The 21,869-nt window shown below is 73.3% G+C and carries 19 protein-coding genes; 5 read left to right on the top strand and 14 right to left on the bottom strand.

Annotated elements, in window-relative coordinates:
- Positions 1-11: 11 nt before the first annotated feature.
- The 4 genes from ABWI07_RS26375 to ABWI07_RS26360 form a co-directional block, all read right to left on the bottom strand.
- Positions 12-842 (bottom strand): sulfurtransferase, encoded by an 831-nt coding sequence (locus ABWI07_RS26375; RefSeq protein ID WP_353820119.1) that lies wholly within the window; start codon positions 840-842, stop codon positions 12-14.
- A 73-nt stretch (positions 843-915) separates the two neighbouring features.
- Positions 916-2,073, bottom strand: coding sequence for an alkaline phosphatase family protein (locus ABWI07_RS26370; protein ID WP_353820118.1), 1,158 nt, complete (start codon positions 2,071-2,073; stop codon positions 916-918).
- Positions 2,074-2,078: 5 nt separating this feature from the next.
- Positions 2,079-2,660 (bottom strand): DUF5998 family protein, encoded by a 582-nt coding sequence (locus tag ABWI07_RS26365; protein WP_149262178.1) that lies wholly within the window; start codon positions 2,658-2,660, stop codon positions 2,079-2,081.
- A 425-nt stretch (positions 2,661-3,085) separates the two neighbouring features.
- Entirely contained in the window at positions 3,086-5,524 is a 2,439-nt protein-coding gene (locus tag ABWI07_RS26360; RefSeq protein ID WP_353820117.1) for a bifunctional acetate--CoA ligase family protein/GNAT family N-acetyltransferase, read from the bottom strand.
- A 166-nt stretch (positions 5,525-5,690) separates the two neighbouring features.
- On the opposite strand from ABWI07_RS26360, the gene ABWI07_RS26355 reads away from it, so the two are divergent.
- Entirely contained in the window at positions 5,691-6,614 is a 924-nt protein-coding gene (locus ABWI07_RS26355; protein WP_149262176.1) for a carbohydrate kinase family protein, read from the top strand.
- A gap of 33 nt (positions 6,615-6,647) precedes the next feature.
- Here ABWI07_RS26355 and ABWI07_RS26350 read toward each other — a convergent pair whose 3' ends face one another.
- The 4 genes from ABWI07_RS26350 to ABWI07_RS26335 form a co-directional block, all read right to left on the bottom strand.
- On the bottom strand, positions 6,648-7,673 hold the full coding sequence (locus tag ABWI07_RS26350) for a LysR family transcriptional regulator (RefSeq protein WP_200842178.1): 1,026 nt from the start codon (positions 7,671-7,673) through the stop codon (positions 6,648-6,650).
- A gap of 696 nt (positions 7,674-8,369) precedes the next feature.
- The gene (locus ABWI07_RS26345) at positions 8,370-9,026 is read right to left on the bottom strand and encodes a hypothetical protein (protein ID WP_353820116.1); all 657 of its coding nucleotides are present in this window, start codon (positions 9,024-9,026) and stop codon (positions 8,370-8,372) included.
- The gene (locus tag ABWI07_RS26340; RefSeq protein ID WP_353820115.1) at positions 9,026-9,610 is read right to left on the bottom strand and encodes an RNA polymerase sigma factor; all 585 of its coding nucleotides are present in this window, start codon (positions 9,608-9,610) and stop codon (positions 9,026-9,028) included. Before ABWI07_RS26340 ends, ABWI07_RS26345 begins: the two co-directional genes overlap by 1 nt.
- 402 nt (positions 9,611-10,012) lie before the next feature.
- On the bottom strand, positions 10,013-12,106 hold the full coding sequence (locus ABWI07_RS26335; RefSeq protein ID WP_353820114.1) for a RecQ family ATP-dependent DNA helicase: 2,094 nt from the start codon (positions 12,104-12,106) through the stop codon (positions 10,013-10,015).
- Between the two features lie 110 nt (positions 12,107-12,216).
- Here ABWI07_RS26335 and ABWI07_RS26330 point away from each other — a divergent pair, with 110 nt between their 5' ends.
- The 4 genes from ABWI07_RS26330 (at position 12,217) to ABWI07_RS26315 (ending at position 15,825) form a co-directional block, all read left to right on the top strand.
- On the top strand, positions 12,217-12,636 hold the full coding sequence (locus tag ABWI07_RS26330) for a DUF3592 domain-containing protein (RefSeq protein WP_149262172.1): 420 nt from the start codon (positions 12,217-12,219) through the stop codon (positions 12,634-12,636).
- A 228-nt stretch (positions 12,637-12,864) separates the two neighbouring features.
- Positions 12,865-14,193 (top strand): threonine/serine exporter family protein, encoded by a 1,329-nt coding sequence (locus ABWI07_RS26325; protein WP_149262171.1) that lies wholly within the window; start codon positions 12,865-12,867, stop codon positions 14,191-14,193.
- Between the two features lie 127 nt (positions 14,194-14,320).
- Positions 14,321-14,647 carry a DUF8820 family protein gene (locus tag ABWI07_RS26320; protein WP_149262170.1) on the top strand — a complete coding sequence of 109 codons (327 nt, stop codon included), beginning with the start codon at positions 14,321-14,323 and terminating at the stop codon, positions 14,645-14,647.
- Between the two features lie 11 nt (positions 14,648-14,658).
- Positions 14,659-15,825, top strand: coding sequence for a DUF6745 domain-containing protein (locus ABWI07_RS26315; protein WP_235037127.1), 1,167 nt, complete (start codon positions 14,659-14,661; stop codon positions 15,823-15,825).
- 79 nt (positions 15,826-15,904) lie between these two features.
- On the opposite strand, the gene ABWI07_RS26310 is transcribed toward ABWI07_RS26315, so the two are convergent.
- From ABWI07_RS26310 to ABWI07_RS26285, 6 genes are read right to left on the bottom strand one after another with little or no spacing between them, the layout of a single operon-like run.
- Positions 15,905-16,762 (bottom strand): STM4011 family radical SAM protein, encoded by an 858-nt coding sequence (locus ABWI07_RS26310; RefSeq protein ID WP_149262169.1) that lies wholly within the window; start codon positions 16,760-16,762, stop codon positions 15,905-15,907.
- On the bottom strand, positions 16,762-18,051 hold the full coding sequence (locus ABWI07_RS26305) for an STM4012 family radical SAM protein (RefSeq protein WP_235037164.1): 1,290 nt from the start codon (positions 18,049-18,051) through the stop codon (positions 16,762-16,764). Before ABWI07_RS26305 ends, ABWI07_RS26310 begins: the two co-directional genes overlap by 1 nt.
- Before the next feature lie 2 nt (positions 18,052-18,053).
- The gene (locus ABWI07_RS26300) at positions 18,054-18,845 is read right to left on the bottom strand and encodes an STM4013/SEN3800 family hydrolase (RefSeq protein ID WP_149262411.1); all 792 of its coding nucleotides are present in this window, start codon (positions 18,843-18,845) and stop codon (positions 18,054-18,056) included.
- Positions 18,842-19,912 carry an STM4014 family protein gene (locus ABWI07_RS26295; protein WP_149262167.1) on the bottom strand — a complete coding sequence of 357 codons (1,071 nt, stop codon included), beginning with the start codon at positions 19,910-19,912 and terminating at the stop codon, positions 18,842-18,844. Before ABWI07_RS26295 ends, ABWI07_RS26300 begins: the two co-directional genes overlap by 4 nt.
- Positions 19,909-20,862 carry an STM4015 family protein gene (locus tag ABWI07_RS26290; RefSeq protein ID WP_200842177.1) on the bottom strand — a complete coding sequence of 318 codons (954 nt, stop codon included), beginning with the start codon at positions 20,860-20,862 and terminating at the stop codon, positions 19,909-19,911. Before ABWI07_RS26290 ends, ABWI07_RS26295 begins: the two co-directional genes overlap by 4 nt.
- Entirely contained in the window at positions 20,859-21,839 is a 981-nt protein-coding gene (locus tag ABWI07_RS26285) for an STM4015 family protein (RefSeq protein ID WP_149262166.1), read from the bottom strand. The genes ABWI07_RS26290 and ABWI07_RS26285 overlap by 4 nt, the downstream gene beginning before the upstream one ends.
- Positions 21,840-21,869 lie beyond the last annotated feature (30 nt).

Below are 21,869 nucleotides of genomic sequence, written 5' to 3'. Positions count from 1 at the left end.
CGGAGCGCGGGTCAGCCGTCGCCGGTGGCGACCGGGTTGCCGGGGTCTGTCACCCAGTTCGACCAGGACCCCACGTAGAGGGCGGCCGGGATGCCGGCGAGGTGGAGGGCGAGGATCTCGTGCGCGGCGGTGACGCCCGAGCCGCAGTAGGCGCCGACGTCGAGGGCGTCGGTGGCGCCGAGCTGGGCGAACCGCTCGCGCAGCAGTTCGGGCGGCAGGAACCGGCCGTCGACGCCGACGTTGCCGGACGTGGGGGCGTTCCGGGCGCCCGGGATGTGCCCGGCGACGGGGTCGACCGGCTCCTGCTCGCCGCGGTAGCGCTCGGCGGCGCGGGCGTCCAGCAGCACCCCGGCCCGGGCCAGCTCCGCGGCCCCCTCGGCGTCCAGCACGGGCAGGCGGCCGGGGTCGGCGGTGAAGTCGCCCGGCTTGACCTCGGGCTCGGCGGTGCTCACCGCGTGGCCGGCCTCCGCCCAGGCGCGGTACCCGCCGTCCAGGACGCGGACCCGCTCGTGCCCGAAGTAGCGCAGCGACCACCAGACCCGGGCGGCCGCCGTGGAGTCGGCGTCGTCGTAGACCACGACCAGGCTGTCGGCCGAGACGCCGGCGCGGCGCATCGCGGCCTCGAAGGCGGCGGGGTCCGGCAGGGGGTGGCGCCCGCCGGGGCCGGGCGGCCCGGCCACGTCGCGGTCGAGGTCGACGAACACGGCGCCCGGCAGGTGCCCCTTGCGGTAGGACTCGATCCCCGGCGGTCCGGCCAGATGCCATCGGACGTCCAGCAGGACCACGTTCGCCTGTCCTCGGAGCAGCCGGTCCAGCGCGGGCACTTCGATGAGAGGGTGCACATCGCCAGTTTGGCCGTCGTTGCCCCGATTAGGGAGGGGCGAATCCGGGTTCATCTCAACTCCGCACGGGATCTCAGGGCCGGGACGCGGTGAGCAGCGGCACCAGTTGCTCGGCCGGGACGAGGGAGCCGTGCATGCCGACCATCCGGTCCAGCCAGGGCTCCCGCTCGGACGCGGTGATCGCGAGGTCGGCGTGCGGGACGGCGATCACGTCGCCGACGCGTTCCAGCATCCCGGGGCCGATCCGGCCGAACCATCCGTTCTCGGCCGCCTGCTCGCTGCTGACGACCCATGCCCGGTCGCCCAGCACGGCCGTCCAGGCGGCGAGCACGTCGTCGTGGGCGCCCGGCTCGCTGTAGACGTAGCGGGCGCGGGCGTCCCCGCCGAGCAGGGCGACGCCCTCCCCCAGCTCGGGGACGGTGTCGGCGTCGATCCGCTCGCCCGGGTCGACCATGCCGTGGTCGGCGGTCACGTGCAGGGACGACCCCGGCGGCAGCACGGACGCGATCTCCTGCGCGAGGAGGTCGACGAACCGCAGCTGGTGCCGCCAGTCGGCCGATCCGACCCCGAACCGGTGGCCGGTCGCGTCGAGGTCGCCGTGGTAGACGGTGACGTAGGAGCGGTCGCCGCGGCGCAGGGCCAGCTCGGCGCGTCCGACGAGCTGGCCGAGGCCGGCGGCCCCCACGTAGTCGGCGCCGCGCGCGGTGGCGCGGCTGAGGCTCGACTTCCGGTACAGGGGGTTCGACACGTACGCCACCTCGACGCCGTCCGCCGCCGCCCGGTCGTAGACGGTCGGGACCGGCTGGAACGTCTCAGGGTCGACGGTGTCGTCCCCCCAGCGCAGGAGGTTCAGCAGCCGGCCGGTGCCGGGGACCGCGACCTGCACGCCGAGCAGGCCGTGCTCACCGGGCGGCGCGCCGGTCGCCAGCGAGCCGAGGCTGCTGACGGTCGTCGCCGGGAACCCGGCGGTGATCGGGCCGCCTTCCAGCGCGTTCAGGAAGGGCGCCTCGGCGGGGTGGGCCTTCAGCTGCTCCCAGCCGAGGCCGTCGACCAGCAGCACGCAGACGCGCGGCACGGCGGGCAGCCCGAGGGCGTTGGGCGCGTCCGGGACGCCCAGCGCGGCCAGCGCGGAAATCGGCAGGTCGGCCAGTGCGCCCTCTCCATAACGCGGGACGGGCGGTGCGGCGATGTGCGCGCCTTGGCGGGGCTCGCCGCCCCCTCCGGCGGGCACCCCGCTCACTTGGCGGTCGCGGCGGACAGTTCCTCGGCGAACGCCAGCACCTGGCTCACGGCGTCCGCGCCGTCGGCGGCCTCGCTGACCCGCAGCGACAGGTCGTCGGCGGTGACGCTGCCGGTGTAGCCGTGGTCGGCCTCGCAGTTCTCGTCGCCGCACGTCGCGGGTTCGAGGTCGATGTGGGCGATGGCGCCCCAGCCGATGGTCAGCACCACCTCGGTGGGCGGCACCCCGGGCACGTAGGAGGCCGGGTCGGGGACCACCCGCGTCACCGCCACCGACTGGACGCGCTCCAGCTTGACGGCCTCGGTCGTGGTGGACGCGTGCGGCCGGGTCATGCCCTCGCCGGGCGGGTGCTCGTCGGTGTGGCACACCAGCAGCCGGCTCGCCGACAGCACGAGCACGGTCACGTGCCGCCGCACCTCCATCGCCGGGTCGAAGGTCGCCTCGTGGTGGACGACGTAGGCGACGACGCGCTCGTCCCCCACGGCCGACTCGACCGCGTCCGCGACCAGGGCGGGGTAATATCCGCTGCGCTCGATCGCCGTGCGCAGACCACTGACGGTCGCTCGGGTTTCCCTCATGGCCCCATCCTGCCCTGTCCGGGGCCGGACGCGCACATGACCGGCACGGCACACGGTCATATGTCCCCGCGCGGGGTAGGGGGTGGGCATGGACGAGCATCCACTGCCGACCCCGCCGCCGGTGCCCCCGCCCACGCCGGACCCGGCTCCGCCCCCGCAGCCCCCCGTGCCGCCCGAGCCTCCGCCCGGCCCCACGCCGGGGCCCGCGCCGCAGCCCCCCGGCCCCGTCCCGCCAGGCCCTTCGCCCGAGCCCGTGCCGCCCGGACCGCCGCCGGAGCCCACCCCGCCCGGCCCGGCACCGGAGCCGGTGCCGCCCGCGCCGCCTCCCGAGCCGATCCCGCCGGGGCCCGAGCCGGATCCCGTCCCGCCGACGCCGCAGCCCAGCCCTCCCCCGCCCCCGGGGTGAGACCGCGGCCCGACCCGGGTCAGAGGTGGCGCGGCTCCAGTTCGGGACGCGGCCCGAGGGGGCGTCCCAGCGTCAGCCTGACCGCGCGCACCGCGACGCCGGACGCGCCGACCATGACGGGGTTCAGCTCCAGCCGCGCCACCTCGGGGAGGTCGTAGCCGAGGCGGGACGCGCGCAGCAGCAGCTCCTCCAGGGCCCCGAGGTTCACCGGATCGGCGCCGCGGTGCCCGAGCAGCAGCGGCGCGGTGCGGATCGCGCGGATCATCTCGGCCGCCTCCGCGTCCGCGAGCGGCGACAGGCGGTAGGCGCGGTCCTCCAGCAGCTCGGCGGTCTCGTCGGCGATCCCGAACGAGACCAGCGCGCCGAACGAGGGGTCCTCCCGGACCACGATGCGGGTCGCGACCCCGTCCGTGCCGCCGGCGAGCCCGATGCCGTAGCAGGCCAGCAGCTCCACCGCCTGCTCCGGGTCGACCTCGACGGGGCCGCCGTCGCCCAGCCACCCGGCGACCAGGTCCCGCGCCTTGGCGCGGTCCACGTCTTCGAACACCGGCATGCGGCCGTGGGGGCGCTGCCGCCACTGCGCGTACCGGATCACGTACGCCAGCGCCCTGACGGCGTCCTCCGGCGAGGCGTAGGACGGCACGGAGCCCTCCGCGGCCATCCCGTCCGGGCCGATGACGCGCAGCTCGGCGGGCATGCCCTCGGTGCCGAGGTAGGTCGCCACGATCGGCTTCCTGCCCTCGGCGGCCAGCCGGAGGATCTTCTCGGGGACGCGGACGTCGAAGCCGCCGATCGTCGGGGGCGTGAACAGCGCCACGACCGCGTCGACCGAGTCGTCGTCCAGCGCCCCGGCGAGGGCGGCCTCGTAGTCGTCGGCGTCGGCGCTCGGGCCGAGGTCGATGCGGGGCCGGACCTCCAGGCCGAGCGCGACGGCCTCGTCCTGCGCCAGCAGGCCCAGCGAGTTGGAGTTGTCGATGATCGCGATGCGGTCGCCGGCCGGGAGCGGCTGGTAGGCCAGCACCTGCGCCACGTCGAACAGCTCCGCGAGGTCCTCCACCCGGATCACGCCGGCCTGCTCGAACAGCGCGCTGACCGCGTGGTCGGGCAGGGTGAGCGCCCGCGCCGCGTGCCCGATCGGGACGCCCTGCGTGCTGCGGCCGCTCTTCACCGCCACGATCGGCTTGCGGCGGCCGAGCCTGCGCGCCAGCCGCGCGAACTTGCGGGGGTTGCCCAGCGACTCCAGGTAGAGCAGGACGGCCCTGGTCGCCGGGTCCTCCTCCCAGTACTGCATGAGGTCGTTGCCGGAGACGTCCGCCCGGTTCCCCGCCGAGACGAACGTGGACAGCCCGAGACCGCGTTCGGCCGTCCGCTGCAAGATGGCGATGCCCAGCGCGCCGGACTGGGAGAAGAACCCCACCGGGCCGCGTCCCGGCATGGTCGGCGCCAGGGTCGCGTTCAGCCGCACGTCGGTGTCGGTGTTGGCGATGCCCAGGCAGTTGGGGCCGACGACCCGCATCCCGTAGGCGCGCGCAAGCCGCACCAGTTGCTCCTGGGCGGCGCGTCCCTCTTCCCCTACCTCGCCGAAGCCGGACGACACGACGACCAGCCCGCGCACACCCTTGCCTGCGCACTCCTCCACGACCTCGTGGACGGCGTCGGCGCGCACGGCCACGACGGCGAGGTCCACATCGTCCGGGATCTCCAGCACGGACGCGTACGCGCGGACCCCGGCCACCGCGACCGCCGACGGATGCACCGGGTACACCGGTCCGCTGAAGTCGCCGGCGAGCAGGTTCCGCAGGACGGTCTGCCCCACGCTGTGCTCGGCCCGGCTCGCCCCGATCACCGCCACCGACCGCGGGAACAGCAGCCGCTGGATCGACCGCGACTCGGCCCGGTGCTCGCGCGCCGTCATGACCTCCAGCGAGGTGTCGGTCGGCTCCAGGTCGAGGACGAGCTCGATCACGCCCTCCTCGAAGCGCTGCTCCGCCTGGTACCCCGCCTCCCGGAACACCCGGGTCATCCGGCGGTTGTCGGGCAGGACGCTCGCCACGAACCGGCGCACGCCCCGCTCCCGCGCCGCCGCGGCGATGTGCTCCAGCAGCACGGCACCGAGCCCGCGGCCCTGGTGCGCGTCCTCCACGAGGAACGCCACCTCCGCCGTCTCGGGCCGGTCGGCCAGGCTGTCGTAGCGGACGACCGCCACCATCTCCTCGGCGATCGTGGCGATCAGCGCGACGCGCCGGTCGTAGTCGACGGTCGTGAAGTGCTCGACATCGCGGTCCGACAGGTGGGGGCGCGGGGAGAAGAACCGGTAGTAGATCGACTCCGGGGACAGCCGCGCGTGGAACGTGCGCAGGAGCTCGGCGTCCTCGGGCCGGATGGGACGCAGATGGGCCGTCCCGCCGTCGCTGAGGACGACGTCGGCCTCCCACTGGTCCGGGTAACGCTCGGTCACGTACCCGAGGGTAAGGCACGGATGCGTCACGGCCCCCGCGAAGAAAAACGGGCTTCCTCGGTTTCGCTGCGCGTTCGAGACCTAATCGGGGCTCGAGAGCTGTTACGGTCGAGCACACGCCCTGAATGCCGCTCGCGCGGGCCGTGTTGATCGAGGTGATGACTCCATGACGCGCGTGGTCGTGGTCGGCGATCTTATGACAGACACCGTGGCTCGTGCCGCGTATCCCCTTGCGAAGGGGAGCGACACGCCCGCCGCCGTGACGACCCACGGTGGCGGCTCCGGCGCCAACGTGGCCGCATGGCTTGCCGTGGAGGGGACCGACGCCGCCTTCGTCGGCCGCCGCGGCTCCGACATCGCGGGCCGTAACCGGGACATGGAGTTGATGGGCTACGGCGTCGACGCCCGCCTCGTCATGGACCAGGAGCGTCCCACCGGCACCTGCGTGGTCATGGTCACCCACAAGGGCGACCGGACGATGCTGTCGGACCCCGGTGCCAACGCCGCCCTCCTCCCGGAGGACATCGAGCGCTGCAAGGACCTGTTCTCCCAGGGCACCCACCTGCACCTGTCGGGGTACTCCCTGATCAACGAGGGCTCCCGCAAGGCGGCCATCCACACCCTCGACATCGCCCGCAAGGCGCAGATGTCGGTCTCCGTGGACGGCGGCTCGTCCTCCCCGCTCAAGCGGATGGGCGCCGAGCCCTTCCTGGAGTGGACGCAGGGCGCCCGCCTCCTGGTCGTCAACGCCAAGGAGGCCGAGATCCTCACCGGCCGCGACACCCCGGAGCAGGCCGCCAAGGTGCTGACCGCCTGGTACCCCCAGGTCGTCATCAAGAGCGGCGCCGACGGCGCCCTCTGGTACACCAACGGCCGCCCCGAGCCGGTCACCGTCGCGGCGGAGCCCGTCGAGAAGATCGTCGACGGCACCGGCGCCGGTGACGCGTTCGTCGCCGGGTTCCTCCCGCCCTGGCTGGACGGCAAGCAGCCGGCCGACGCGCTCACCGCGGGCTGCCGCCTGGCCGCCCGCGCCATGCAGCACCTGGGCGCCCGCCCCACCCTCGACGTGGTCGACAACCAGATCAAGTAGCGGCGGCCCGGTCGCTCGGGAGAGCAGCGCCCGTCAGGCGAGCGGGGTGTAGGTGCGGACGTCCTCCTTGACCGCGTCCCAGAGGCGGTTGAGGGGGTGCCCCGCGTCATAGCGTTCGAGATCGGCGCGGCGGACGAAGGCGCCCGTCATGAGCTCGGCCTTGGGCTCCAGGTCGTCGTGCAGCTTGATCGCGCGGAGCGGGACGGCGTCGGGGTCCTCCTGCGCCGCCATGCCCCGCCCGATCGAACCCGTGACGATCATGCAGCCGCGCACGAACCCGGAGCGCAGCAGCGACAGCCCGTAGTGCAGGTCGTCGATGTCGGCGACGACGCTCAGGCGCTCGCGGAAGTTCGTCCCGTACCAGGTGGCGAGCAGGTCGGCGACGAGCCCTGCGGGCGGCACCACCAGCGGGATCCGGCCGAGGCGGCTGGTCTCCACGGGGGTGTCGGGCAGTTCGCCCTCCGGCAGGTTGGTGAGCAGCAGCGCCTGGCCCCGGGCGTACTCGATGACCTCGTACTCCTTCAGGCGCAGGTCGCCCTCCGGGGTGCTGACGATGCTGCCGCAGATGAGGTCGACCTGGCGGGTCTCCAGCCGGGACCACAGGTCCTTGGTGCGGACGTGGGCGACCTTGAACTCGACCTCCCGCTGCCGGAACTCCTCGGAGACCCGGTCCCAGGCCCGGGAGACGATCGGCAGGGTGAACTCGGTCGTCCCGACCGTCAGCATCCGGCCGAGGCGGCGCCGGCTCCAGTGAATGGACTCCAGCCATTTCTCGAAGGTCGTGCGCGCCAGTTCGACCGTGGTCTCCCCGGTCGGGGTGAACAGGTAGTCCTTCCCGCGCCCCTGCCGGACGGTCAGGACCTCGCCGCACAGGACCTGGCTGTTGCGGTTCAGCGTGTCGAGCTGCTTCTGGACGCTCGACTGCTCGCGGCCCAGCACCCGGGCCGCCCGTAGCGCCGACCCCGTCTCGTGCACCACCAGCAGCGTCCGGAGCTGGTCGAACGTCATGTCCAGCAGGCCGGGCGGACACTCCAGGAGCGAGTCGAGGGTCGGGGACATGGGGTGGGACATTACTACCTCATCCGGCGGGTCGCGGAAATGGCCGCGCGGTCAACTAAGCGGGAAATGATGACATTTCCGCCTGAACTTATCTCAAGATGTTCTGCCAAACAACTGGACAGAGTTTTCTAACCTCTAGAACACTTTCCTTCGAGCCGCTCCACCGCCGCCGTCACCCGTCCCACTCCCAGGACGGCGGCGCTCCCGGGCGCGCCCCGGTGGTGCCGGCCGCCGGGGCCGCCGCCCGGCGCCCCGACTCCCGTTCGCCGCGGCTCTTCTCCGCCGCGGCGCCGGGACCGGACGCCGGCCCGTGCGCGGGGCCGCGCGCACGGCCCGGCCCGAAAACGTCCCGCCCGCGCCCTCGGGGGCGCGCGGGCGGCACACTCTTCCCCTGCCGCGAACCCGGCCCGCGGCGGGGCACGGCGTCCACCCGCCAGCGGCGCGGCCGCCGCCGCACGCCGAGGACGAGACGGCCCGGCCCAGCGCGGTCACCGCCAGAGCCGCCTCGTGCCGCAACCGGCGGCAGCGGTCACACGCGGCATCCGCCCTCCGCGAAGGCCGGGCAGAGATCGTCCCTCCGCGCTCCCGGGTCCGCTGTAGGCGAGGGCGGACCAGGATCCGCCACCTCCGCCGGGCAAGAGGTCGGTCGGTCCCTCCGTCTTCCCGGTCCGACGTGGGCGAGGGGGCGGACCAGGATCAACCGCCTCCGCCCAACCGGGGGCGTATCTCGCCGAGCGGCACTGGATCGCAGGGCTTCACCGGACCGCGCACCTGGTACAAGCTGAGCTGCACCGCCGTCATGCCTCCGGCGCGGGTCACGGCGAGCGTCCAGACCAGGGTGTTTCCGGGCTTGATGCGTTCAGGATGCACGTAGAAGATCGCGCGCTTGTCCCGGTGGGGCAGGAGCCATCCGTCATCGACCGGGCTCGCACGCCTGTTGGCCTCCACGTCGAGATCACCACGCGGGACGCTCGAACACTCCGTCTGGGAGGGGATCAGTTCGATGTCCGCCTTGACGCCCAGCGCGGCGAGCTCGCGTTCCACCCTGTCCAGCCGCCGCTCGATGATCGCCGGTGGGCCTGCGAGGTCGTCCATCGTCACCTTGATCCGGCCGTCCGGCAGCCGCTCGGCCGCGTACGCCTGGTCACCGCCCGACCCTCCGCCGAGCGGCACCGTCGCGACCGCCGCGGCGCCGATGGCCGCGACGCCCAGCACGTAGCGCCGCCGCACCCGAAACCTGCGCTCCCGTGTCCGCGCCCTCTCCTCCAGCCGGGCTCGTGCCTGGGCGGTCACCTCGGACGACGGACCGGGACGGGCGTCGTGGTACTCCCGCAGCATGCGCATCTCGTCCATCACTCCGCGTCTCCTTCAAGGGCTTTGCGCAGCTTGCGCCGCGCCCGGTTGAGCCGGGAGCCGACCGTCCCGACGCGGATGCCGAGGGCCTGCGCGACCTCCTCATAACCCAGGTCGCCGTACGCGACCAGCAGCAGAACGTCGCGGTCTCCCGCGCCCAAGCCCGCCAGCGCCGCCGCCAGCCGGGGCCGCATCCCCTGCGCGCTGACCATCTCGGCGACCCGGTCGGCGTGGTCGGTCTCGTCGGCCGCGCGTCCGACCGCCCGGTAGGCCCGCGTCTCGGAACGGCGATGCCGCCGGAGGAGGTTGGTGGCGATGCCGTACAACCACGCGCGGGCCTGGGGGCGTCCGGTGTCGTACTTGTGCCGCAGCGTGAAGGCCGTCAGGAACGTCTCGGCGGCCACGTCGTCGGCCGCGGCGTCCCCGAGACGGGACGCGACGTAGCGGTGGATCTCCGCGAAGTACCGGTCGAAGATCTCCGAGAACCGCTCAGGATCACCACGGGACGCCGCCATCACCACGGCGTCGCTGGGCTCCACGGGCATCCCGGCCGGCGCCGCGGACGAGGGAACAGTGGCGGCCATGCGTCGGCACCTTCCGAGTGGCTCCCCTGACACCCGTTATTGCCCGCCCACTCCCCCCGCCTTCACGCCAACCCCCAAAATGGCCAATAGGGGCCGCGCCACCATGGCCACCGCAGCCTGCGCACGCCCGACACCCGACACATCGCACGCCCGGCCGCCTGTCCGGCGGGTCGAACACGCCGGTACCCGGGCCTCGGCCGTCCGCGTGCGGCGGTAGGGCGCGCGCCCGGCAGCCTGCACACGCCCGGCACCCGACACGCCCCCGGCACGTCGCGCGTGTGGTTGCAGGCCGCGTGCCCGGTGGGTTGAGCGCGCTCGGCGTCCTGCGCGTTCGGGTGTTGCGTGTGGTGGCAGGGCGGGGATTGGGAAGGGTGCCGGGGTGGGGAGTGCGGGGCTTCGGGGTTAGGTGGGCGTGGCTAGTGCCAAGGGGAGGGTTGATTGAGCGCCGGACTCTTTTAGGAGGCGGGTGGCTACGGTCATTGTCCAGCCGGTTTCTATGCGGTCGTCCACCAGGAGGATGTGGCCGGGGTTGTCGGCTAGGGCCTCGGCCAGGTCTTGGGGGACGGCCAGGGCGTTCCAGACGGAGCGGAGGCGTTGGGCGCTGTTGTGGCGGCGGGGGGCGGGGTCGCCGATGGGGGTCAGTTCGCCCAGGTAGGGCAGGCGGCCTATCTGGGCGATGCGCCGGCCGAACGTCGTGACCAGGCGGGGGCGGGAGCGGGAGCCGATCGTGACGACGCCGGTGGGGCGGGCCGTCCAGTCCCAGGCGGCGAGGACCTTCACGACGGCGTCCACCAGGTCGGCCGGGACGTCGGTGTCGTCGGCGGCGAACAGGCCGCGCAGGCGGTTGCCCCAGCCGATGTCGGTGAGGCGGCCGAGGGCGCGGCCCGTCTCGGCCTGGAGCTCGGGCTTGATGCGGCCGGAGACGCCCAGGTCGTCCTTCACGCCCGTCGGCCACATGCGGCGGGGGGCGATGTCGACGCCGGGGCGGTGCAGGCGGTCGCGGGCCTGGGTCGTGCTCTCCTGGGTGACCTCGGTGGGCCAGTGGCGGCCCGTGCAGTTGTCGCAGCGGCCGCAGGGCGCGGCGGCGGGGTCGTCCAGCTGGCGGCGCAGGAACTCCTCGCGGCAGCCGGTGGTGGCGATGTAGTCGAGCATCGCCTGCTGCTCGCGGCGGCGCTCGGCAGTGACGCGCTCGTAGCGCTCGCGGTCGTAGGACCAGGGTTCGCCCGTGGACGTCCAGCCGCCCTTGACGCGGCGGGCGGCGCCGTCCACGTCGAGGACCTTGAGCATCATCTCCAGGCGGGCCCGGTTGAGGTCGACCATCGGCTCCAGGGCCGTGGTGGAGAGCGGGCGGTCGGCCATGTCAAGGACGTCCAGCGTGCTGCGGACGATGTGCTCCGGAGGGAAGGCCAGGCTTGCGAAGTAGGCCCAGATGTCGCGGTCTTCGCGGCCGGGGAGCAGGATCACCTCGGCGCGGTCGACGCCGCGGCCGGCCCGGCCGATCTGCTGGTAGTAGGCCACCGGGGACTGCGGCGCACCGACGTGGACGATGAAGCCGAGGTCGGGCTTGTCGAAGCCCATGCCGAGGGCGCTGGTGGCGACGAGGGCCTTGAGCTTGTTGTCGTGGAGGTCCCGCTCGGCCTGGAGGCGCTCGGCCTGCTCGGTCTGGCCGGAGTAGGCGGCCACCTCGTACCCGCGGTCGCGGAGCCAGCCGGTGATCTCGTGGGCCGCGGCGACGGTGAGGGTGTAGATGATGCCGGAGCCCGGGAGGTCGCCGAGGTGCTCGCCCAGCCAGGCGACGCGCTGCTCGGCGGAGGGGAGGTTCACCACGGCGAGGTGCAGCGAGTCGCGTTCGAGGGGGCCCCGCAGGACCAGGGCGTCGTCGCCGGCGAGCTGCTCGGCGACGTCCTTGGTGACGCGGGCGTTGGCCGTCGCGGTGGTGGCGAGCACCGGGATGCCGGGCGGCAGGTCGGCCAGCAGGGTGCGCAGCCGCCGGTAGTCGGGGCGGAAGTCGTGGCCCCAGTCGGAGATGCAGTGCGCCTCGTCGACCACGACCAGCCCGGCCCCCGCGGCGAGCTTCGGCAGGACGAGATCGCGGAAGTCGGGGTTGTTGAGCCGCTCGGGGCTCACCAGCAGGACGTCGACCGCGCCCTCCTCGACCTCGGCGAAGACCTGCTCCCAGTCGCCGGTGTTGGACGAGTTGATCGTGCGGGCGCGGATGCCCGCCCGGTCGGCGGCCTCGATCTGGTTGCGCATCAGCGCCAGCAGCGGCGAGACGATCACGGTCGGGCCGGCGCCGCGCTCGCGCAGCAGCCGGGTCGCCACGAAGTAGACGGCGGACTTGCCCCAGCCGGTCCGCTGGACGACGAGGGCGCGCCGCCGCTCGACGACGAGCGCGCTGATCGCCGTCCACTGGTCGTCGCGCAGCCGCGCGTGGTCACCGGCGAGGGCGCGCAGGCACCGCTCGGCCTCGTCCCGCAGACCGTCCGAAGAGCTCATGCGTCCTTGGTACCAGTGCCGCGGAGCACCCGCACCAGAACGACGTTCTGTGGAAAACGGCCGGTTTCGGCTGATCACGGCTTGCACCGCGCGACCGATACTCTTCGCGAGTGGACTGGGAACAGACGATCGACACGGCCATCAAGGCGGCTATGATCCCGCTCTGCACAGGGCTTTCCTGCTGGGCCTTCGTAGAAGCGTGGGCCAACTTCCGACTCCTGGTCCGCGGGCAGTGGATCGAGGCGGAGATCGTCGGAGTCCGTGAGGACTCCGACGGCGAGGGCGATCCCCGCTTCTATCCCGAGGTCGCCTTCAGCCCGCCGGACAGCGACGAGGTCAGAGTGGAGTCCAAGGTCGGTCGGCTCTATCCGATCGACCGCTCGACGCGGCTGCGCGTCCGGTACGACCCGGCCAAGCCTCAGCGCGTTCGCTTGGAGGGCTACGACAGGCCCGGCCTGTTCTCCTGCTTGGCGGCCGGAGTCGCAGGGGCATCTCTTGCCGTGGGTTTGGTCGTGAACTTCGTCACCTGATGTCCTGAGCCGCGGCCACAGGTCGGCGGCCCCAGTGCGCTGCGTCGGCCACTGCCGCCCGGCATTCGCATGGCGACGCCGGTGAGTGAGAAGGGTGGGACGCAGGCCACGGATTGGGGACGCCGGGCAGGTGGGTAGCCTGCCAGTCAAGATCGGTTCATGGGCGGGAAGGGACACCTGGGGGGAATGGGCGCGGCTGATCGCTTGCGGCGGACATGGCAGGTCCTGATGGACACCACGCCCCCCGAGGCGCCGGAAGACGAGCCGAGCGAGATCGTCGACGCGCGCGTCGTCGATCTGGTGCTGCGCGTGGGCGAGCTCCTTCTGGCCAGTGGCGAGACCACCGAGCGCGTCAACGAGGCGATGCTCGGTCTGGCCGTGGCCTACGAACTCCCCCGCTGCGAGGTGCAGGTCACGCTGACCAGCATCCTGGTCTCGGCGCACCCGGGAGGGGGCGCGGCGCCGATGACGGGCGCGCGCGCCATCCGGCGGCGGACTCCGGCCTACTGGCGGCTCACCGCGCTGCACCAGCTCGTCCAGGACGCGTCCATCGGCATGCTCGAACTGGAGGAGGCCCACAAGCGGCTCGCGGAGATCAAGAGGGGCCGCCCTCCGTACCCGACCTGGCTGCTGGTCGTGTCGCTCGGGCTCATCGCCGCGTCGGGCAGCGTGCTGTCCGGCGGCGGGCCGCTGGTGGCGACCACGGCGTTCGTCGCCACGATGCTGGGCGACCGCACGGCCGCCGCGCTGGCGCGCCGGGGCATCGCGGAGTTCTTCCAGCTGTCGGTGGCCGCCGCGATAGGAGCGGCGGCGGCCGCGGGGGTGGTGGCCCTCGGCAACCCGGGCCAGGCCGCGACGATCGTCACCGGCTCGATCCTGGCGCTGCTCCCGGGACGCCCGCTGGTGGCGAGCATCCAGGACGGCATCACCGGAGACCTGGTCAGCGCCGGGGCGCGGGTCCTGGAGGTCTTCTTCATGATCGCGGCGATCGTGGCCGGGCTGGGCGCCGTGGTCTACCTCGCGGTGAACATGGGCGTGCCGATCGACGTGGTGCACCTGCCCACCCCCTCGGCGAGCCTGAAGCCCATCGCCGTCCTGGCCGCCGCCGCCATCTCGCTGACGTTCGCGGTGTCCCTCGCCGCCCCGCGCGACGTGCTGACCACGGTCGCCCTGGGCGGCGCGATGATCTGGGTGCTGTACGTCCTGGGCCGCGGATGGCACGTTCCACCCGTCCTGGCCGCCGCCGTGGCGGCGACCCTCGTCGGTGTCATGGCGAGCTGGCTCGCCCGCAGGCACGGGGCGCCCGTCATGCCCTTCGTGGTCCCCGCCATCGGCCCGCTGCTGCCGGGGACGGCGCTCTACCGCGGCATGGTCGAGCTCAACACCGGTTCGCCGCAGGCGGGCGTGCTGAGCCTCATCGGAGCGATCTCCGTGGCGCTCGCGCTCGGCGCCGGCGTGAACCTCGGCGGCGAACTCGTCCGCGCGTTCCAGCACGTCGGCCTCAGCGCGTCGGGCCGCTGGGCCCGCCCGGCGGCCCGCCGGACCCGCGGCTTCTGACCCCGCCCGGTCCTGCCGGCGGCCGGTCCTGCCGGCGCGCGACCTCGCCGGTGGGCGCCTCGTCGGCGCCCAGGCGGTGGGTGGTTCCGGCGGCGGTTTTGTCGGTGGTGGACGTTACGTTCGCGGCATGTACCGACAGGGAGACGTCCTGATCCTGCCCGTGCCCGAGGAATCGGTTCCGCAGGCCGTCCGCGAGCTGCCGCCGTCCCCGCGCGACGGCCGGGGCCGCATGGTGCTGGCCCGTGGTGAGGCCACCGGGCACGCCCACGCCCTCGCCGCGCCCGGCACGCTGCTGCGCACCCCCGACCCGCTCGTCCCGGACCACCTGCACCTGCCGTCCGGCGGGCGGCTGGTGCATGAGGAGCACGCGGCGATCACCCTGCCCAAGGGCTGGTACCGGGTGATCCGCCAGCGCGAGTACGTGCCCGGCGCGGTCCGCGTCGTGGCCGACTGAGGGGCGGGACGATGCTCACCGGAACGATGCTCACCGGAACGGTACGCGAGACCCATTACGTGGTCGGAGACTGGCAGGCGGCGGCGTTCGCCACCGGTCCCGCCGACCGTGCACGCGCCGAGGCGGGCGTGGCCGCCGCCTACGCGGCCGCAGGGTTGGAGCCCCCCGAGCGGTACCTGTGGGTGCCCTCCCCCATGCGGGGCGCCGTCGCGGCGGCCGTCCTCGCCGGGCATGGCGAGGCGTTGGAGAAGGCCGGGCTTGACGACCTGCTCCAGCAGGCCCGCGCCGACCTGGGCGCCGACGCGGCGGGGCGGAGCGTCCTGACGGACGTGCGCACCCGGCCTTGGGAAGCCGAACGCGCGGCGGCCTGCTCCGAACAGGGGCCGGAGCAGTGGCCGCGCACCTGGGCCGAGACGGGCGGGCTGCTGTGGGACCAGGTGCAGGCGCTGGTGACGCGCGTGCGCGGGGCTGTCGGCGACCGGGCGCACGGCCGGTCGATGGCGGCGGGGAACGAGCGGTCCACCCCGGAGGAGGACGCGGCCGAGTCGCTGCTGCGCGCGGCCACGCTCGACGCCGTCCTGGGCCAGCACGACGCGCCGTGGCTGGCGTTGTTCGAGTCGCTCGGACGGCTCGACGGCCCGCTGACCGGGCTGGCGGAAGTCGCCCGGTCGGCCGGCTGGTGGTGGCCCTACGAGCGGCTGGTGATCCTCTCCGAGCGGCCCAGTGAGCTGTACCGCGACGAGCCCGGCCGGCTGCACCGCGGCGACGGCCCCGCCCTCGCCTACCCGGACGGATTCGCCCTGCACGCCTGGCGCGGCATGCCGATCCCGCCCGATTTCGTCGAGTCGCTCACCGACCTGACGCCCGACCGCATCTCCGCCGAGCAGAACGCCGAGCTGCGCCGCGTGATGCTGGAGATCTTCGGTTACGACCGGTACCTGGCCGAGACCGGCGCGCGTCCGCGGCACCGCGACGAGACGGGCGTCCTGTGGTCGATCGACCTGCCGGGCGACGAACCGGTGGTCATGGTGGAGGTGGTCAACTCCACGCCCGAGCCGGACGGCACGCACCGCACCTACTACCTGCGCGTCCCGCCCGACACTCGCACGGCGCGCGCGGGCGTCGCGTGGACGTTCGGCGTGGACGAGGCCGACTACCACCCCGAGAAGCAGACCTGAGCCTGTAGGCGACCGGAGTATCCGGTCTGGCCGGCGTCCCCTGGTCTCACTTCCCCAGTCACCAGGGGGCGCCGCCCGTTCAGGGAGCCTGGCCGAGCAGGGCGGGGATCCGTTCGAGGACGCCGCCGGCGAAGGTGTCGTAGAGGCCGAGCGGTTCGAGGTGGACGTAGCCGATGTGGCAGTCGCACGTGTCGAGCGGGCAAGGGCGCGGTGCCAGGGCGTCCTGGAACGATCCGTCGTAGAGGTTGCCCAGCACGGACGGGACGAAGTGGCAGCGCCGGACCGTTCCGTCGCCGTCCACCGACACGACCGTGTCCCCCGTCCGGCAGGGGAGGCCGCGGCTCGCGTGCGGATGGCGGCTCACGGGGAACAGCGGGTCGATGTCGGTCCAGGAGGCGGCCTCGGCGTCGTCGTAGACGCGTCCTTCGGCGGCGTTGACCCAGAGATAGGTGGTGTCGGGAAGGTCCGCGCGGAGGCGGCGGGCGGCGTCGAGGTGCTCCGGCTGGCCGACGATCCCGACGCTGAAGCGGACACCGCGCGACGCCAGGTCCAGGCATTTGCCGAGGAACCGCTCGTAGGGCACCTGGCCGGGGTGGTAGGTCGCCCACAGCGCCAGCCGGGTGAGGTCGGCGTCGGCCGTCCACGACACGCGGTGGCTGAGGTTCGTCTGGATCGCGACCCGCTCCACGTGCGGGAGGTGGCTCAGGTCGGTCAGGGCGCGCCGGTACCAGGAGCGGACGAGCCCCTCGCCCCACGGCGTGAAGAGGACCGAGACGCGGTGGTCGCGGTGCGCCACCCACTCCGTGAAGCGTTCGAGCGCGGCGCGGTCGGCGCGGAGCTGCTCGGGCGTGTCGCGGCGCTTGGCGAACGGGCAGTACGGGCAGTCGTAGTCGCAGCTGGCGAGCGGCCCCCGGTACAGGATCGTCAGATGGTCCATCACCGCGCCTCGTAGGAGGCCATCAGGTCCCGGACAGGGGACGAGAACAGGGCCGGGCCTATGGCGTCGGAGTAGGCGAGCCCCTCAGGGGTGAGTCGAACGGCGTCCTCGGTGGTCTCCAGCCATCCGCGATCGGCGAAGGACTTCAGATCGGCGGGGAAGTCGTCCATCGGGTCGCTCCCGAAGCGCGCGCGGTAGGCGCCCAGATCGACGCCGCTCGCTTGCAGAAGGGACTGGACGAGATGCCGCCGGCGGCGTTCGTCGTCGCCCAGCGCGAAGCCGACGCGGGCGGTGGTGAAATCGGACTCGCGCACGTAGTCGTCGATGATGGAGCGCACCTGCCCGGCTCCGACGGCGTACTCGAACGAGTAGTGGAGGCGGGAGGTGTAGGAGCGCGCCCCGCAGCCCAGACCGACCATGCCGTCCGTCTGGCAGCAGTACTCCGTGCCGCCCGCACCGGATGACGGCAGCCGGAACATCCGCATCGACACCTGCTCGTAGCCCTCGCCGAGCAGGTGGTCGCGGCCGAGCCGGTAGAGGGTGAGGCGCTGGTCGTCCCAGTCCTGGGCACGGCGGCCGAGGCCGGTCAGCGGGCGGACGTAGAGCGGGTACAGGTAGACCTCCTCAGGGCGCCACGCGAGAGCGGCGTCCAAGGAGTGCGTCCACGTCGCGGGCGTCTGGCCGTCGATGCCGTAGATCAGGTCGATGTTCAGGATCGGGAACCCCACGGCACGGATGCGGTCCAGCGCGGCCTCCACTTCGGCGCGCTTCTGCGGCCGGACGGCGGCGCGCGCCTCCTCGTCCAGGAAGCTCTGCACGCCGATGGATACGCGGGTGGTCCCGTGTTCGGCGAGGACAGTCAGCCGGTCGGTGGTGGCGGTCGCAGGGGACGTCTCCACGCCCAGCGGGATCGAGCCGAACCCGGGGAACCGTCCGGCGATGCCGCAGAGCCGTTCCAGCTCGGACGCGGTGAAGTAGGTCGGCGTCCCCCCGCCGAACGCCGCGGTGGCGAAGGCGGGCCCGTCCAGGGCGTCCAGGACGGCGGTGGCCTGCCGGTCGAGCGCGTCCAGGTAGGCGCCGGTCAGTTCCTCCGGCGCGCCGGTGCGGGTGAAGAGGTTGCAGAAGCCGCACCTCATCTCGCAGAACGGCACGTGCAAGTACAGGAAGAGCGCGTCGAGCGGCTCGTCCGCCCACACGTCCCGCAGCGCGGGCTCGGGGCGCAGCGGACGGTAGGCGGTCTTGTGCGGATAGGCGTACACGTACGCCTGATATGGGTTCACGGCGTTCAGGTTCACGGCAGAACGAACTCCCCGTACGGAACGGTCCAGACGACCTCGTGGCCGATGCGGTGGCCCGTGTGGCCGTCCTCGCCGTACGCCGTCCCGTGGTCGGAGCAGACGATGACGAAGCACGGCCGGCGCATCAAGCCGAACAGCCTGCCGATGTGGGCGTCCACATGCCGGAGCGCGGCGGCGTGGCTCGCACGCGTATCCCCGTCTGAACGTGTGGCGCCGTCCATGTAGAACCAGTTGGGCTGGTGCAAGGACGCGACGTTCAGCAGCAGGAACAGGCGCCGTCCGGCAGGCAGACGCGCCATGACCTCGGCGATCCGGTCGATCTGGTTGGGCAGCGACTCCGGGTCGGTCACGCCGAACTCGCGCTCCCAGTGGCTCTCGGCGAAGAGCGACGGCAGCGCCGACCCGAGCGGTGTCAGCTTGTTGAAGAACCCGACGCCGCCCACGCAGACCGTGTGGTAGCCCGCGGCGGCGAGGCCCGCCGGCAGGTCGGCGGCGTCGAACGTCCACGTGCCTGCGGCGGTGGTCTCGCTGCCCGGGAAGGCGCCGGCGAACAGGCGCGGATGCGGGCCGGGCGATGCGGGCGTCGGCAGGAAGCCGGCCAGCATCGCCGCGTGCGCGGCGTAGGTGAAACTGCCGGGCGTGTGGCGGCGCTCCCAGCGGCCTTCCGGGAGCAGCGCGGCCAGCGTGGGGGTGTCCCCCGCCGCGGCCAGTTCGGCGGCCACGTCGTACCGCAGCGTGTCGAGGGTCACCAGCAGCACGTCGTGGCTGCCGATGACCTCGTTCATGTCGTGCACGCGCTCAACACCGCCCGGACCTGGGCTCCGTAGGTGTCCAGGCCCTCGGCCGAGGTCCCGGGGAGCCCGGTCAGCCCTGGCAGCAGGTCGCCGAAGGCGTTCACCTCGCAGACCGCGAACCGCTTCAACCCGAATCCCGCGAGCAGGTCGACGCCGACCATGGGGCTGCCCGGGAAGCAGGCGGCGGCCCGCGCGCACACGCCGAGGGCCCGGTTCCAGCCGTCCTCTCCAAGCGCGCGCCGCACCGCCCCCAGGTCTCCCCTGGCACCGCCCAGGTGCAGGTTCGTCATCGGGGTCCGGCTGGTCCGGACGACGGCGTGCGTGGGTTCGCCGCCGATGACGACGACCCGCAGGTCGAACACGCGCCCGCCGATCGTCGCCTTCGGCAGCCAGCGCTCCACGTGCAGGCCGTCCGGGGCGAGCAGGTCGATCAGCGCCGCGACCTCGGCCTCGGTCTCGTACGAGCGGACGCGCAGCGAGTTGACCAGCCGGTCGCCCTCCAGGAGCGCCGACGTCACGGCACGCACGCGGCCCGGCGCCGTCTGGAGCGCGACCACCCCGGAGGCGGACGAGCCGTGCGCCGGCTTCACGAACACCCGCCGCTCGCCCGCCTCGGTCATCCGGGCGCGGAGCGAGGCGTATCCGTCGACCTCCGGCAGGGCGGGCGGGACGGGCACTCCCGCACAGAGCAGGCGGGCATGGGTGAGCCGCTTGTCGAACATGACCGCGATCTCCTCGACGTCGCCGAGGAGACGGGCACCGGAGGCCGAGGCCGCCGCCGACACCCGCCGCAGCGCCGCCGTGAACGTCCGGTGCCAGCGGGCCCCGCCGCCGACCCGCTCGGGCGCGCCGGGGCCGCGCAGCAGCGCGTCGGCCTCGGCGTCCTCTCCGGGCGAGTCGACGCGGACGGCCTCGCCCGCCGCGAAGGAGAGCGGGGCGCCGCGCAGCACGCCGGTCCAGGGGACGAGCCGGGGCTCGGGCAGCCCGGCGGACCGGCACGCCGCGGCGAGCAGCGCGGGACGCCGGTCGCCGGGCGAGCCGACCACGGCGAGCGTCATTCCGACACCGCGATGTAGGAGTCGCTGAAGAGCCATTCCTGGTCCCGCCACGACGGCTCGCCCAGCGCGTCGGTGAGATCGAGGTCGACGCCCGGCAGCGCCGCACGGAGCCGCTCGGCCATCGCCTCGCTCAGGAAGGCGTGGTGGAGGTCGAGGCTGCGCAGGTGGGTGAGGGGCTGCCCGGACAGGAGGGCCTCCGCTCCCCGGTCGGACAGCATCCCCATCGCCAGGCTGAGCGACTCCAGCCGGGCGACGACCGGCGCGCTCGCCAGGGCTCCCGCCAGCTCGTCCTGGAACGGGCCGTTCTCAAGGCCGAGGTGCTTCAGGGACGGGAACCGCTCGCCGGTGAGGATGGGCGCGAAGTCCTCGGCCGAGGACGACCCGCCGTACTGCTCCGAACCGATCCACAGGTCCAGGTGCTCCAGTAGGGGCAGGTCGCCGCCCGCGACCGCCCGCACGACCTCCGCCGGCAGCCCGCCGGACTCGATCCGCAGCGCCTTCAGCCGTTCGAGGCGCAGCGGCTCGAATCGCAGGTCGGACGCGCCCCGGATCTCGAAGTGCTCCAGCCCCGGGTAGGCGTCGAACACCGGCGAGATGTCGCCGTTCTGGACCCAGGAGATGTGGCACTCCCAGTCGAGGACGTCACCGAAGAACAGCGCGCGCAGGCGGGGGAAGCGCCCGGCGTTGTCCACCAGCCACCGCACCAGGTCGAACTCCTCGCGGGAGAACCCCCAAAAGCCGATGACGAGGTGAGTGACCTTGGAGGTGTCGACCGTCGTCAGGAGGAGGTCGAGGTTCTCGGGGACCTCCGCGCCCCACGCGCCGTTGTCGTGGACGTGGTGGTAGACGCCCCAGGCCACCTCGTCCGGCTCCGGCAGCGGGCCGTCCGGCTCGCCGTCGAAGGTGTGGACGGGCAGCCCCGCGAAGGTGGAGAGGCGTTGCTGGATCATTCGGACACCGCGATGTAGTGCCAGTCGCCGTCCGGCTTCTCCTGGTCGTCGAGGTCGACCTTGACGCCGGGCAGCGCCGCCCGCACCCGCTCGATCATCGCGTCGGACAGGAAGTGGTGGTGCAGGTCCAGCTTGCGCAGGTGGGTCAGCGGCTGGCCGGCCAGCAGCGCCTCGGCGCCCTGGTCGGTCAGGACGCCCATCGCGAGGCTCAGCGACTCCAGCCGCGCGACGATCGGCGCGCCGGCGACCGCCGCCGCGATCTCGTCCTGGATCTCGCTGTCCTCCAGGCCGAGGTGGCGCAGGTTCGGCAGCCGCTCGCCGGACAGGAACGGCGCGAGGTCGGCGACGGTGGCGTCGCCGCCGTAGTTCTCCTCGCCGAGCCACAGGTCGAGGTGCTCGAGGTTCGGCAGGTCGCTGGCCCCCACGGCGCGCACGATCCGGGCGGGCAGCCCGCCCGACTCGAAGCGCAGCACCTTCAGCTTCTCGCTCTTGACCGGGTCGAGGACGAGCCCCTGCGCGCCGCGCACCTCGAAGCGTTCGAGGTCGGGGAACGCGGCGAACAGGGGCGTGATGTCGGCGTGCTCGATCCAGGAGATCTCCGCTTCCTCGCCGGTGATGTCACCGAGGAACAGCGCCCGCAGCTTCGGGAACGACGCGGCGGCCCCGGTCAGCAGCGCCACCGGGTCGGGGAAGTCGTCGGACTCGTAGGACGCGCCCCAGTAGCCGATGATGAGCGCCGTCACCTCGGTGGTGTCGATCGTGTCGAGGAACCGCCGGAAGACCGCGTCGAACGGCTCCTCGTCGAAGGAGGTCCCGACGAACCAGGCGGCCTCGCCCGCGGGCGGGAAGTCCTGGCCGGTGAGGGGGTCGGCGCCGGCGCCGCGGCCGTCGTCCTCTTCCTCCTCGGTGCCGGTGTCCTCGTTGAACGTGGCCACCGGCAGGCCGACGTACTCCTCAATGTGCTCATATACGCCCATGGGTCCCCTTCGCCTGATCTTCGGCACATG

The sequence above is a fragment of the Actinomadura sp. NPDC000600 genome, from assembly GCF_040492135.1.
GTDB lineage: Bacteria > Actinomycetota > Actinomycetes > Streptosporangiales > Streptosporangiaceae > Spirillospora.
Note: the sequence above shows the minus strand (reverse complement) of the source record. Positions and strands in the feature narration are given on the sequence as shown.